This is a genomic window from Sphingobium sp. GW456-12-10-14-TSB1, assembly GCF_059424385.1.
The window spans coordinates 1,254,383-1,267,871 of sequence record NZ_JBWKZI010000001.1; the positions used below are offsets into that span (position 1 = coordinate 1,254,383).

General features: G+C 64.1%; 13 protein-coding genes and 1 tRNA gene. 7 read left to right on the plus strand and 7 right to left on the minus strand.

The genetic code is table 11. From position 1 onward, the window contains the following. The first annotated feature begins 120 nt into the window (after positions 1–120). Entirely contained in the window at positions 121–1,599 is a 1,479-nt protein-coding gene (locus tag AC07X9_RS06115) for a DUF2142 domain-containing protein (RefSeq protein ID WP_017182222.1), read from the plus strand. Here the strand turns inward: AC07X9_RS06115 and AC07X9_RS06120 are convergent. The 4 genes from AC07X9_RS06120 to AC07X9_RS06135 are packed head-to-tail and all read right to left on the minus strand — an operon-like array spanning position 1,579 to position 5,330. Then, the gene (locus AC07X9_RS06120) at positions 1,579–2,211 is read right to left on the minus strand and encodes a phosphatase PAP2 family protein (protein ID WP_017182223.1); all 633 of its coding nucleotides are present in this window, start codon (positions 2,209–2,211) and stop codon (positions 1,579–1,581) included. The two genes, AC07X9_RS06115 and AC07X9_RS06120, sit on opposite strands and share 21 nt — an antisense overlap. Further along, positions 2,189–3,604, minus strand: a complete 1,416-nt coding sequence (gene lpdA / locus AC07X9_RS06125) for a dihydrolipoyl dehydrogenase (RefSeq protein ID WP_017182224.1) — start codon at positions 3,602–3,604, stop codon at positions 2,189–2,191. The genes AC07X9_RS06120 and lpdA overlap by 23 nt, the downstream gene beginning before the upstream one ends. A gap of 23 nt (positions 3,605–3,627) precedes the next feature. After that, positions 3,628–4,029 carry an acyl-CoA thioesterase gene (locus tag AC07X9_RS06130; protein ID WP_017182225.1) on the minus strand — a complete coding sequence of 134 codons (402 nt, stop codon included), beginning with the start codon at positions 4,027–4,029 and terminating at the stop codon, positions 3,628–3,630. Beyond that, positions 4,029–5,330: a pyruvate dehydrogenase complex dihydrolipoamide acetyltransferase gene (locus AC07X9_RS06135; RefSeq protein WP_017182226.1), complete on the minus strand. Its 1,302-nt coding sequence runs from the start codon at positions 5,328–5,330 to the stop codon at positions 4,029–4,031. Before AC07X9_RS06135 ends, AC07X9_RS06130 begins: the two co-directional genes overlap by 1 nt. 186 nt (positions 5,331–5,516) lie before the next feature. Here AC07X9_RS06135 and AC07X9_RS06140 point away from each other — a divergent pair, with 186 nt between their 5' ends. Next, positions 5,517–5,972 (plus strand): universal stress protein, encoded by a 456-nt coding sequence (locus AC07X9_RS06140; protein ID WP_026002234.1) that lies wholly within the window; start codon positions 5,517–5,519, stop codon positions 5,970–5,972. 83 nt (positions 5,973–6,055) lie between these two features. On the opposite strand, the gene rnr is transcribed toward AC07X9_RS06140, so the two are convergent. Next, positions 6,056–8,380, minus strand: a complete 2,325-nt coding sequence (gene rnr / locus AC07X9_RS06145) for a ribonuclease R (RefSeq protein WP_026002235.1) — start codon at positions 8,378–8,380, stop codon at positions 6,056–6,058. A 40-nt stretch (positions 8,381–8,420) separates the two neighbouring features. On the opposite strand from rnr, the gene AC07X9_RS06150 reads away from it, so the two are divergent. Continuing rightward, the gene (locus AC07X9_RS06150) at positions 8,421–8,852 is read left to right on the plus strand and encodes a cupin domain-containing protein (protein WP_017182229.1); all 432 of its coding nucleotides are present in this window, start codon (positions 8,421–8,423) and stop codon (positions 8,850–8,852) included. 25 nt (positions 8,853–8,877) lie between these two features. Here the strand turns inward: AC07X9_RS06150 and AC07X9_RS06155 are convergent, their stop codons facing one another. Together AC07X9_RS06155 and AC07X9_RS06160 are read right to left on the minus strand one after the other, a co-directional pair. Further along, on the minus strand, positions 8,878–9,531 hold the full coding sequence (locus AC07X9_RS06155) for an MOSC domain-containing protein (RefSeq protein ID WP_086485656.1): 654 nt from the start codon (positions 9,529–9,531) through the stop codon (positions 8,878–8,880). A gap of 58 nt (positions 9,532–9,589) precedes the next feature. Beyond that, positions 9,590–9,808, minus strand: a complete 219-nt coding sequence (locus AC07X9_RS06160; RefSeq protein ID WP_026002237.1) for a hypervirulence associated TUDOR domain-containing protein — start codon at positions 9,806–9,808, stop codon at positions 9,590–9,592. 126 nt (positions 9,809–9,934) lie between these two features. Here AC07X9_RS06160 and AC07X9_RS06165 point away from each other — a divergent pair, with 126 nt between their 5' ends. From AC07X9_RS06165 to AC07X9_RS06180, 4 genes are all read left to right on the plus strand, one after another. Continuing rightward, positions 9,935–11,113, plus strand: coding sequence for a glycosyltransferase family 4 protein (locus AC07X9_RS06165; RefSeq protein ID WP_017182232.1), 1,179 nt, complete (start codon positions 9,935–9,937; stop codon positions 11,111–11,113). 28 nt (positions 11,114–11,141) lie between these two features. Then, positions 11,142–12,464, plus strand: coding sequence for a replication-associated recombination protein A (locus tag AC07X9_RS06170; RefSeq protein ID WP_017182233.1), 1,323 nt, complete (start codon positions 11,142–11,144; stop codon positions 12,462–12,464). Continuing rightward, a complete protein-coding gene (locus AC07X9_RS06175; protein ID WP_026002238.1) occupies positions 12,461–13,318 on the plus strand; it encodes a hypothetical protein in 858 nt (285 codons plus the stop codon). The genes AC07X9_RS06170 and AC07X9_RS06175 overlap by 4 nt, the downstream gene beginning before the upstream one ends. A 28-nt stretch (positions 13,319–13,346) precedes the next feature. Next, positions 13,347–13,421 (plus strand) — tRNA-Thr (locus AC07X9_RS06180). Positions 13,422–13,489 lie beyond the last annotated feature (68 nt).

A 13,489-nucleotide genomic window follows, 5' to 3' on the forward strand; every position in this document is an offset into this window, starting at 1 on the left:
CAAAGCGGCCGGGCCTTTCCCGTTCCGGTCATGATCCGGCAAAATTCATTTACCGGCGCGAAATGTTAAGGGCTGGCGGCCTATTGCCTGTCGGAGACAAGGCAAAGGCATAGGGCTGTCATGCGGAACGAACGGATCGGGATGGCGCAGGGAGTGCGCGGCGACATGCTGTTCGCCGCGCCATGGTCTGCGCTCGAACATTTTTTGCTGGTTGCGATCTGCCTTGCAACCTTGTTCTTCACGCTGGCAACCCCGCCGTTTCAGGCGCCGGACGAAAATCAGCATTATATGAAGGCGCTGCTTCTGTCCGAAGGCGGCGTGCTGACAACCCAACATGGTGAGGCGATCGGCGCGGCGCTGCCCCGCGCGGCCATCGACCTCCACGCCGTCGATTTTCCCACCGACGTGCCAGCCTCTGTACGCAGGTTCGATGCGACAAAGCTGGGAAATAGCTGGAATGCGGATGCGTCGCGGCCTGGCACCGTCTTTGCCGAATTTCCCAATGTCGCGAGCTATGCGCCGACACTCTATGCACCGGGCGCTGCGGGCCTACTGATCGGCGACGCGCTGGGACTGCCAAGACTGGGCCGTTTCTATGCCGGGCGGATCGTCAACGCGCTGGTCGCGCTGGCGCTGCTGATCGCCGCGCTACGGCTGCTGCCCTTTGGCCGGATGGCAATGCTGGGCACGGCGCTGCTGCCCACCTTTGCCTATCAGATCGGATCGATGTCGCCCGATGCCGTGATCAACGGCATGGGTTTCCTGGGACTCGCGCTGGCGCTGCGCGTCGGCTTCATGGGTCGGGGATCGGCGGGACTGCTACTGGGGGCGCCGTTGCTGGCGCTGGCCAAGGGCGTCTATCTGCCGTTGATGGCGGCAGGCTTGCGCTGGCCCCAATATCGGCGGGACATGCGGATGTGGCTGATCCTGGGTGCGATGGCGCTGGGCGCGGCCGCCTTCATCGGCTGGATGAAATATTCTGGCGGCAGTCAGGCGCTCTATCATATCATGTCGCGCAAGACGGGTGAGAGCGTGCTGACCGCGCCACTGGCCGACCAGTTGGCGGTGATCCTGAACGATCCCGTCGCTTATGTCCGCATCCTGACGTCGAGCGTGATCGAGCGCGCGCCGGTCTATGCGCTCCAGATCGTCGGACGCTTCGGCTGGAACGCCATCCTGCTGCCGCTGATCGCCTACCCGCTGGCGGCGGTCATGCTGGCGGCGGCGATATTCAGCGGCGCGGAGGCCCGCTTTGGCGGGGTGCAACGCCTGTGGTGGCTGGCGGTCGCCGGCGGCGTCGCGGTGCTGATCGAAACCGCCATGTACTTGACCGGCACGCCGCCGGGCGCGGACTTCATTCAGGGAACGCAGGGGCGCTATTTCCTGCCGATCCTGCCGCTGGTGCTGCTGGCGCTCTCCCCCGACCGGGCCGTGCGCGGCGCGCGCACTCTGTTTGCCGCCTCGGCCTGCCTGCTGCTGCTCATTGCGGCGGCCAGTGCCTATGACAGTTTCTGGGTCCATGGTTTCGTCACCAGCGACGGCATGCCGCCACATGACAGCGTAACGCGGGCGTTGTTGCTACCCTCGCCGCGCTGGTAGCCAGACGCGGCACAGCGCGAGCCAGCCCAGCCCCTCGATCCATCCGGCGGTGACGTCGCTTGGCCAATGCACGCCGAGCCAGACCCGGCTGGCTCCGATCAACGCGATCATCATGCCCGCCGCCCAATAGCCGCCCCGCCGCCGCGCCAGCATGGCCAGCGCGCCGAACATCATCATGTTGCCCGCCGCATGGCCGCTGGGAAAACTATAGCTATGGACGATGTCGAGATGGGGCAGCAGGTCCGGGCGCGGTGCGGCGAAAATCTGTTTGAGTATCAGGTTGAGCGCCGTCCCGCCCGCCATCATCAGGGCAAGCCACAGCGCATCGCCGCGGCGACGCAACCAGAGCAGCGCAGGCAGAACCAGCGCCAATATCGCAAGCCTGCCGATCGTATCGCCGATCGCAGTCGCCAACCGCATGAGCGGCGTCAGATGGCGACCAATATCGCCGTCCCGCGCCGTCCCCGCCCAGCCCATCAGCCCGACATTCAGCCAGTCGAGCCATCCCGCCCGCTGCATCAACGCAACGCCCAGGACGCAAAAAAGCGCGAGAGCCAAAGCCCCCGCGCCTTTTACCGCTGTCCAGCGATCAGATATGGAGCGCACGGCCATAGGCCGCCAGCACGCTTTCATGCATCGATTCCGAAATGGTCGGATGCGGGAATACCGTGTGCATCAGTTCCGCCTCGGTCGTTTCCAGCGTCTTGCCGATCGTATAGCCCTGGATCATCTCCGTGACTTCCGCGCCGATCATGTGCGCGCCCAGCAACTCGCCGGTCTTGGCGTCGAACACGGTCTTGGTGAAGCCTTCCGCTTCGCCAAGCGCGATTGCCTTGCCATTACCGATGAACGGGAACATGCCGACCTTGACCTCGTAACCCGCTTCCTTGGCCTTTGCTTCGGTCAGGCCGACGCTGGCGATCTGCGGATGGCAATAGGTGCAGCCGGGGATGTTGCGCACATCCATCGCATGGGGGTGGACATCCTTGTTGCCCAGCGCCTGCGCGATGGCTTCGGCCACGATCACGCCCTCATGGCTCGCCTTGTGCGCAAGCCATGGCGGAGCGGTCACATCGCCGATCGCCCAGAAACCCTCGACATTGGTGCGGCCATAGGCATCGGTCTTGATATGATAGCGCTGGTCGGGTTCGACGCCGACATCTTCCAGACCCAGATTTTCGACATTGGGGACGATGCCGATGGCGACGATGACATGGCTATATTCGGCCTCTATCGCCTTGCCAGCCTTGTCCTTGATCGTCGCGGTCACGCCCTTGTCGCTGGTCGCGATCTTCTCGATCTTCGCGCCGGTCAGCACGGTCATACCCTGCTTCTTGACTGCCTTTTCAAGGAAGGCGGAAACGTCGGCATCCTCGACAGGGACGATCCGGTCCATCATCTCCACGACGGTCACGTCAGCGCCCATGTCGTTATAGAAGCTGGCAAATTCGATGCCGATCGCGCCGGAACCGATGACGAGCAGCTTGGTCGGCATTTCCGGTGGCGTCATGGCGTGGCGATAGGTCCACACGCGCTTGCCGTCGGCCTTGAGCTGCGGCAGGTCGCGGGCGCGGGCGCCCGTCGCGATGATGATATGCTTGGCGGTCAGTTCTTCGGACTTGCCGTCCTTGGTGACGGTCAGCTTGCCCTTTCCGGTCAGCTTGCCATCGCCCATATGCACGGCGATCTTGTTCTTCTTCATCAGGTGCGTCACGCCCTGATTAAGCTGCTTGGCGACACCGCGCGAGCGCTTCACCACCGCTTCGATGTCGGCGCTGATCTTTTCCGCCGCCAGGCCATAATCCTTGGCGTGCTGCATATAATGGAAAATCTCGGCCGACCGCAGCAGCGCCTTGGTGGGAATACAGCCCCAGTTGAGGCAGATGCCGCCCAGATTTTCACGCTCGACAATGGCGGTTTTCAGGCCAAGCTGCGCGGCGCGGATCGCGGCGACATAGCCGCCGGGGCCGGAGCCAAGGACGATGAGATCGTAGGTATCAGCCATGGGTCACACTCGCTTCTGGTATATTAGGCTTCCGCAATCGGCGGAACGGAACGGGGCTGGCGATCCTCGCCAATCGCCACGAAGGTGAAGGTCGCGCGGGTAACGCGATAACTGCGATCGTCGTGGCGCGTACGACGCCATGCTTCGACGTCGATCTTCATCGACGTGCGCCCGACCGACTTGAGGGACGCGAACACCGAAACTTCATCGCCCACGACGACCGGGCGCAGGAAGGTCATGCCTTCCACCGCGATGGTGACGGCGCGGCCATGACTGTGGCGCGCCGCGACCGATCCCGCGGCCGAATCCATCAGGCTCATCAACCAGCCGCCGAATATGTCCCCATAGGGATTGGTATCGGCGGGCATGGCGATGACGCGCACCGCCGGACTGGCTTCCGGCGGTTGTTCGTCCATATGCCCCATCAGGCCAGCATGCCGATCGGATTCTCGATCAGTTCCTTGAACGCCTTCATCAGGCGCGCCCCATCGGCGCCGTCAATGGCACGATGGTCGAAACTGCCGGTGGCCGACATGACCGTCGCAATCTGAAGGCTGTCGTCGACAACATAGGGCCGCTTATCGCCTGCGCCGATCGCCATGATCATGCCCTGGGGCGGGTTGATGACGGCTTCAAACTGCTTGATGCCGAACATGCCCATGTTGGAGAGCGATGCAGTGCCGCCCTGATATTCGTTGGGCGACAATTTGCCTGCCTTGGCGCGATCGGCCAGATCCTTCATCTCGGTCGAGATCGCGGCAACGCCCTTGCCATCCGCGCCGGTCACGATCGGGGTGATGAGACCGCCGGGGATAGACACGGCGACGCTGATGTCGGCGCGCTTGAATTGCAGCATCTGGTCGCCCGCAAACTGCACGTTGCATTCGGGAACTTCCATCAGCGCGACGCCCAGCGCCTTGATCAGCAGGTCGTTGACGGACAGCTTGACCTTGCGGCTGGCCAGGCCCGCATTGAGCTCGCTGCGCAGCTTGAGCAGCTTGTCGAGCTGAATGTCGACGGTCAGATAGATGTGCGGCACCTGCTGCTTGGACTCGGTCAGGCGGCGCGCGATCGTCTTGCGCATGCCGCTGAGTTTGACCACTTCGTGCGGGATGCCGAAATCCTGCGCGCCGCTGGCAGCGGCGGGCGCCGGGGCTGCCGCCTCTGCCTTGGCGGCGGGAGCCGACGCGGGCGCGGCAGCCGGTGCGGCGACGCCTTCCTTTGCGCCGTCCAGATCGCTCTTGACGATACGGCCATTGGTGCCAGTCCCCGAAACCACAGCCAGATCGATCCCCTTGCTCTGCGCCAGGCGGCGCGCCAGCGGGCTGGCCTTGACGCGCTTGTCGCTGGAGGCTGGCGCAGCGGGCACGGCGTCAGCCTTCGGCGCGGCAGCGGCGGGTGCCGCAGCCTCTGCCTTGGCGGGGACAGGATCGGCCTTTGGCGCGGGCTTGCCGCCGCCGGCAGCCGCCGCCTCCACATCCTCGCCCTCTTCAGCGATAATGGCGATGACGGTGCCAACCTTGACGCCTTCGGAACCTTCGGAAACGAGGATCTTGGCGATGACGCCTTCATCCACCGCTTCAAATTCCATCGTCGCCTTGTCGGTTTCGATTTCCGCCAGCAGATCGCCGGACGATACCGTATCCCCTTCCTTTACCAGCCATTTGGCCAGAGTCCCTTCCTCCATGGTCGGGGACAAAGCGGGCATCTGGATCGTCTTGCTCATGCGTTCGGGGCCTCTTCTTATCTCTACGGCGCGCGCCAATGGCTGCCCGTTTTCACCCATTCGCCGGATCGGTCAAGCGAGCGCTTGCGGAAGGGGCAAATATGGCCCACATTTCACCGCACTGGTTCGTTGGACCGAAAATGACCCCCTGCCGGGGCCATCAAAGCGACATGGGGGGCGATGGAAGTGCGGACATATCTGGTTGTCGTGGACGAATCGCCCGAAGCGGAAACGGCCCTGCGTTTTGCCGCGCGACGCGCTGCGCAAACGGGTGGCGCGGTCCGTATCCTTGCCCTCATTCCCCCGGCCGAGTTCGTTCAGTGGGGCGGCGTGCAGGCGACGATGGAGGATGAGGCGCTGCAACGCGCCGAAGCGCTGGTGACGAGCGCGGCAGGCACGCTGACCGACGAGTCCGGCATCCGCCCCAGCATTACCGTGCGGCAGGGGGATGCGGTGGCCGTCGTACGCAAAACGCTGGACGAGATGGAGGATGTCGCCGCCCTGGTGCTGGGCGCGGCAGCCAGCGGCCCGCCCGGCACGCTGGTATCGCATTTTGCCGGGGCCGACGCGGGACGCATGCCCTGCCCCATCATGATCATTCCGGGCGGGCTCGACGCCGAAGCGATCGACCGGCTGAGCTGATCCTGCCGATCAATCCTCCCTGGCAAGGCGGTGACGAGCGCGCTCCACCGCTTCATCGTCCCGCGTACCCGTAAGGATGACGGCTACCGCTTATGCTTGCCCCGCTTCGAGCCGATATGCCGGATATTGACCGGCCGCCCGCGATGAGTGCGGCTGCCCGGACGGGTACGATCGCGCTTGACCGGGCCGCCCCGTGAAGGCGGCGTATCGGGCAGTTCGAAGCGGAGCGAACCGTTGATCGGGTCGGCCTCCGCCAGTCGCAGTTCCAGCCGCTGGCCTACCGTATAACGATCGCCGCTTTCCACGCCTTCCAGCGCCTTGCCTGCCTCATCATAGAAAAAGCGTTCGCTGCCCATGGTCGATACAGGCACCAGCCCGTCGCCGCCCAATTCCTCGACCGTCGCGAAAAATCCGAAATTCTGGACGCCGGTGATCCGCGCCTTAACCGTTTCACCAACATGGGCCGCCAGAAAAGCCGCGACGTAGCGATCGACCGTGTCGCGCTCCGCCTCCATCGCGCGGCGCTCGAACTGGCTGATCATCTCGCCGACGCGCCCCATATTCTCGTAATCCTCGACACTCAGCGCGGTTTTGGCGGGGATGCTGCTGCCCTTGGGCGCGGGCAGTTCCAGACCATAGGCGCCCACCAGCGCGCGATGGACCAGCAAGTCGGCATAGCGGCGAATGGGCGAGGTAAAATGCCCGTAGGAACCGAGCGCCAGGCCGAAATGGCCCATATTGACCGGGCTGTAATAGGCCTGGGTCTGGCTACGCAGGATCTGCTCCATGATGAGCGGCTTTTCCTCCGCCTCCCCGACCCGCTTGATCAACTGGTTGAAAGTGGCGGGGCGGATCACCTGTCCAAGCGCGAATTCGATGTCGAACGTCGCCAGATAATCCTTGAGCGCGACCAGCTTGTCGCGGCTGGGCGGCTCGTGGACGCGGTACATGACCGGCGCTTTCTTCTGCTCCAGCGCCTTGGCCGCGGCGACGTTGGCCGCGATCATATAATCTTCGATCAGCATATGGGCATCGAGCCGTTCGCGGACAGCGACGCTGACGATCTTGCCCCATTCGTCCAGCACGACGCGCCGTTCGGGCAGGTCAAGCGCCAACGGTTCGCGCTTCTCGCGCGCCCTGTGCAGCAGCGCCCAGCAGGCCCAAAGCGGCCTGAGCGCGATGTCGAGCATTGGATGATCGGCCTTGCCGTCGATCGCGGCCTGCGCATCCTCATAGGCGAGCACAGCGGCAACGCGGATGATCGCGCGAGAGAAGCGCCATGACGTCACCTTGCCAGCGGCGTTGATGACCAGATGGCAGGCCATGGCGGCACGATCCTGACCCGCGCGGAGCGAACACATGTCCGACGAAAGCTGGTGCGGCAGCATCGGTACGACCAGATCGGGGAAATACACACTGTTGCCGCGCTTGCGCGCTTCCTTGTCGAGCGCGCTGCCAGGCCGGACATAATAGCTGACATCGGCGATGGCGACGATCGCGCGGAAGCCGCCGGGATTGGCTTCATCCTCGTCCGGGGTGGCCCAGACCGCATCGTCATGGTCGCGCGCGTCGGACGGATCAATGGCGACGATCGGCAAATGCCGCAGATCCTCCCGCTTCTCCGCGTGAAGCGGAAGGGCGGAGGCCGTGACGGCTTCTTCCTCTACCGCGTCGGGAAAAACATGGGGGATACCATGCTTGTGAATGGCGATCATGCTGAAGCTGCGCGGCGCGAAGGGGTCGCCCAGAATGTCGGTGACGCGCGCGCTGATCCGGGGCGGACGGCCGGTTGGTTCGGCCAGCACCAGATCGCCGCGCTTGGCGGTGCCGACATCGCTGATCGGCATGTCCTTGCGGATGCGTTTGTCGACCGGGCGCAGCCACAGCTTGCCGTCGGCCATTTCCTCGACCACGCCCAGCAGCATCTCGGTCGCCTTGGGCAGCTTCTTCATCGGATGGGCAATCCAGCCCTTCCCGGCTTCTTCGGTGCGGGCAAGGATGCGGTCGCCAATGGTCAGCGCACCGCGCTTGCCCCGCTCCACCACGCGCAGGCGGGGGGCCGGCTGGCCTTCGGCTTCCCACCGTTCGGGCGTCGCGATCAGGGTGGTGTCGTCGACATCGATGATGCGCAGCACAGTAACCTTGGGCACGCCGCCCAGCTTGTGGAACGCGCGCGCCGGGCCGACGTCAATCAAGCCTTCATCGGCCATATCCTTCAGCAAGGCTTTGAGGGCGATCTTTTCCTGGCCCTTAAGGCCGAAAGCCTTGGCGATCTCGCGCTTGCCCGCTGGCTGGTCGGACGTGGTGATGAAATCCATCACCTCATTGCGGGTGGGGAAACCGGCGGGACGCACCTTGTCGCGAGCCGGGCGCTTGGGGGACGAAACCTTCTTATCGTTTGATGTCATGGGATAGCTATAGGGTGGCCGCTGGCCCTGCGCCAGTGGCATGGCGGACCTGCCTGAATGGTTCGTTCAAGGCGCCATGCACATCCTCATCACCCTTGCTGCCGCCGCCGCCGCGCCTCATCCCGTCCCCATCGACCGATCTAGCGCCGACCATTATGTCTGGGGCGAGGTGAATGACGGATGGCATCTGGTCAAGCGCGACGACATGTCGGTGATTACCGAACGGATTGCGCCCGGATCGAGCGAGATGCGCCATTATCATGTCCGCGCGCGCCAGTTCTTCTATGTCCTGTCAGGCGAACTGACGATGGAGGTAGACGGCGTCACCCATTTGCTGCGTACGGGCCAAGGCATCGAAATTCCGCCCGGCGTACCGCATCAGGCGCAGAACCGCAGCGCAGCGCCGGTGGACATCCTCGTCAATTCGACCCCGAAAAGCCATGGCGACCGGGTGGAAGCGCCGCTTCCCTAATGTGGTCGACTTCAGATTTCGGTCACTAGGCCGCCAGCTTGCGCGCCCGCTCGCGCCAGGCTTCGGCAAGGACGGGGGTGTTGGCAAGGGTAAGAACCGCTGACGGGTCTTTCTTGTGACCACCGCCGATCAACAGTTCAAAGACGCGGGCAATGCTCCAATCCGGCAGCGGGCGCTCGATCAGGGTCATCACGCCGCCAGCCTGCGCCTCCCCCTGCTCGATAACGCGAAAATAGAGGCCGCAACGGGCCGTTTTCACAATGGTCGCCATCACGTCGCGCGCGGCGAATCGGTGATCGAGCTTCCAGCAGGGCTGGCGACCATGACTGACCTCGACGATGGCGCTGCCCAGCGTGAAGCGGTCGCCCAGGCAAATCTGATGCTCTGTCATCCCGCGCGATGCGATATTTTCGCCAAAGGCGCCAGGCGCGTCGAGCAATGGCTGGCCGGCCTTGCGGTCGCGCCACCAGGCATAATGATCCTGCGGATAGAGATGGACAGCCTTGTCCCAGCCGCCATGATGGATCGGGTCGGCAACCTGATTACCCACGAAGCCGTCCCATGTAATCTGCACCGGGCCTGCGACCGGCGTTTTGGCAATCGCGCTATAGTCGCCGTCGCGAAAGGGAACGGGCGTGCCGACGAGCAGCGCGTCGATGGTCATGAAGGGTGTGTCCATGCCCTTTCATGCCATGGCCGTACCGCTCATGCGAGATGCCGGCTGCAACATATTGGCGTCAGGCGGTCTGGATTTCCGAACTAAGCTTGAGCACCTGCGCGCCATTGTCGGCATGGATCAGATAGGCGGGGTTCGCAGGCGACCCGTTGCGACGGACGGGTACGCCTTCGATATGGCGCTCCACCGGACGGTCGAACCGCTCCGTTATATGTCCCCGGCCGACGCCCTGCCCCCAATTCCATCTGACTCGCGCACCTTTACGGAATGTCTGCGACATAGGAGCATCCTCTTACCCATGGGCGCAACCGCGTCAGCCGGTGTCCCAAACCTAACGAAGGGCATAATTCCCAAGGGGTTACCCGGTTCCCTTGGGTTTTCACTTTTCTTCGGCTAAGGGGGCGCGATGGATGCTAGCGGCCTTCGCATTGCCCTGTTCAGCGGCAATTATAATTATGTGCGCGATGGGGCCAATCAGGCGCTCAATCGCTTCGTGGGCTATCTGCTGCGGCAGGGTGCGGCCGTGCGGGTCTATTCGCCCACCACCGATACGCCCGCCTTTGCCCCCGCTGGCGATCTGATCAGCACGCCGTCCGTGCCGGTGCCGGGACGCAAGGAATATCGGATTCCCTACGCCATGTCCTCCAGGGTGCGCCGCGATCTCAAGGCGTTCGCCCCCAATCTGGTCCATTTGTCCAGTCCCGACCCACTGGGCCACCGCGCGCTCAGCTGGGCGCGGCAGCATGGTTTGCCGACGGTCGCATCGGTGCATACAAGGTTCGAAACCTACCCGCGCTATTATGGCCTGGCCTTTCTGGAGCCGGTCATCGAAGGGATATTGCGCCGCTTCTATCGTCGCTGCGACGCGATCGTCGCGCCATCCGAATCGATGGCGCAACTGCTGCGCGAACAGCGGATGAGCTATGATGTCGGCATATGGACGCGCGGCATCGACCGGGAGATTTTCAACCCGGGTCGGCGCGATCTGGGCTGGCGGCGTTCGATCGGCATATATGACGACATACCCGCCATTGGCTTCATCGGCCGTCTGGTGATGGAAAAGGGGCTGGACGTGTTTTCCGACACGATCGATCAGCTTGCGGCGCGCCAAGTGGCGCACAAGGTGCTGGTGGTCGGCGAAGGCCCGGCGCGCGAATGGTTCCAGAACCGCCTGCCCGGTGCCATCTTCACCGGCTTCCAGCAAGGCGCTGACCTGGGCCGCGCGGTCGCCAGCATGGATATGCTGTTCAATCCGTCCGTGACCGAAACCTTCGGCAATGTCACGCTGGAGGCGATGGCGTGCGGCGTGCCTACCGTGGCGGCGCGGGCGACGGGCAGCGAAAGCCTGCTGAGCGACCGGGTGACCGGACGGTTGATCCGTCCCGGCGCGATCGGCGCCTTTGCCGACGCCCTGCAGGATTATTGCCTGAATGGCGACGCGCGCGGGCAGGCAGGTGCTGCGGCGCAGACACGGGCGGAGCGTAACGGGTGGGATCAGGTCAATCAGGCGCTGGTCGACACTTATTTGCGCATCATCCGCCAGCGCGAGCAGGGCATGATGCCGCGATCCAGCCCGGTTCCCTGAACGGGCTTTCGTCCCTATATCAACCGGCATGGCCGATCTTTTCGCTTCCGATGACATGCTGACCGGCGCTGAGCCTGTCAGCGATGCCGCGCCGCTTGCCGACCGCTTGCGACCGCGCACCCTGGCGGAGGTGGTGGGACAGGAGCATTTGACCGGGCCTGATGGCGCGATCGGTCGGATGGTGGCGGCGGGACGTTTGTCATCCATCATCCTTTGGGGACCGCCGGGCACTGGCAAGACCACGACGGCGCGGCTGCTCGCCGATGCGGTGGGCATGCGGTTCGAACCCATTTCGGCGGTGTTTTCGGGCGTGGCCGACCTCAAGAAGGTTTTTGCCGCCGCCAAAGAACATGGCCGTCGCGGCGACAAGACCCTCTTGTTCGTGGACGAAATCCACCGCTTCAACCGGGCGCAGCAGGACGGATTCCTGCCCTTCGTCGAAAATGGCACGGTGACTTTGGTGGGCGCGACCACCGAAAATCCAAGCTTCGAACTGAACGCAGCCCTTCTGTCGCGGGCGCAGGTGTTGATCCTGCGGCGGCTGGATGCCGCGGCGCTGGAACAATTGCTGGACCGGGCAGAAGCGGTGACGGGGCGTCCCCTGCCGCTGGACGCCGATGCGCGCGAGGCTTTGGTCGCCAGCGCCGATGGCGACGGGCGCTTTTTGCTCAATCAGGTCGAAACGCTTTATGCGATCGACATAGCAGAGCCGCTCGATCCGGCAGGACTGTCCGCCCTGCTCCACCGCAGGGTCGCCGTATATGACAAGGATCGGGAGGGGCATTACAACCTCATCTCCGCCCTGCATAAGTCGCTGCGCGGATCGGATCCGCAGGCCGCGCTCTACTATATGGCGCGGATGCTGGTTGCCGGGGAGCAGCCGCTCTACGTCCTGCGCCGACTGGTGCGCTTTGCGGCGGAGGATATTGGCCTTGCCGACCCGCAGGCGCTGGTCCAGTGCCTGGCAGCCAAGGAAGCCTATGATTTTCTGGGCAGTCCCGAAGGCGAAGTGGCCATCGTCCAGGCCTGCCTCTATTGCGCGACCGCGCCCAAATCCAACGCCGCCTACATGGCGATGAAGGCGTCGTTCAAATCAGCGCGCGATACCGGATCGCTGATGCCGCCGCAGAATATATTGAACGCGCCAACCAAGCTGATGAAGGATGTCGGCTATGGCAAGGGCTATCAATATGATCATGACGCGGCGGACGGATTTTCCGGGGCGAATTACTGGCCGGACGACATGACCCCGCAACGCTTCTATGCGCCGACGGACCGGGGCTATGAGGCACGGATTGCCGAGCGGATCGCCTATTGGGAGCGGTTGCGGGCGGAGCGCGGCGCGGGGTGACGCCTGACTTTACGCGCTTTGCCGCGATCGACTGGTCCGGGGCCAAGGGCGCGCGGCACAAGGGGATTGCGGTCGCGCTGTGCGACACGGGGCGGGAAGCGCCCCGACTGGTGCCCGCGCCCGGCGGGGTCTGGTCGCGAACCGATGTGGTGGACTGGCTGATCGCAACAGCTGGTGAGGCCCCTACCCTGTTCGGGTTCGATTTCAGCTTTGCGCCGCCCTTCGTTGCGCGCGGCGGCTATCTGCCGGGCGACACTGTGCCCGACAATGGGCCGGACTTCTGGGCCTATGTCGATCGGCTCTGCCCGGACGAGGATCTGGGCGCGGCGAGCCTGCTGGAGGTCGCGCACCGGCGGCATTTCTATTTCGGCAAGGCGGACGGGGTAAAGGCCGACTATATGCATAATCGCGCGTGCGAGGCGCTGTATCTGGCCGGCGGCGGCGGCAAACCCTCGACCGTCTATGACGCGATCGGCGCGGCGCAGGTGGCCAAGGCAAGCTTTGCCGGCATGCGATTGCTGCACCGGGTGCGGGGCACGGTGCCCATATGGCCGTTCGATCCCTTGCCCATGCACGGATCGCTGGTCGTGGAAATCTATACCAGCCTTGCCGCGTCGGCCGCCGGGCGAGCCAAGGGTCGAGCCAAGATGCGCGATCTGCCAGCGCTGAACGACGCGCTGGAGACGATCGGGTCGAAACGGCATGAGGGCGCGATGCCGGACGACCATGGCGCAGACGCCATATTGACCGCGGCGTGGATGCGGGCGGTGGCGGGACAGGCTGGGCTATGGGCGCCAGCCGCGCTCGATCCAAAAATTGCTGCAACGGAGGGCTGGACGTTCGGCGTCATCTGATAGTAAGGGCGTGTCGCCTGACTGAGGCGCCGGATTAGCACAGTGGTAGTGCAGCGGTTTTGTAAACCGAAGGTCGCGGGTTCAAATCCTGCATCCGGCACCAGTCAGGCCATCCCCCTTGCGTTGAAAGCGAAGCCCCAAACGCAAAATGGGGGCCGACATTGCTGTCGG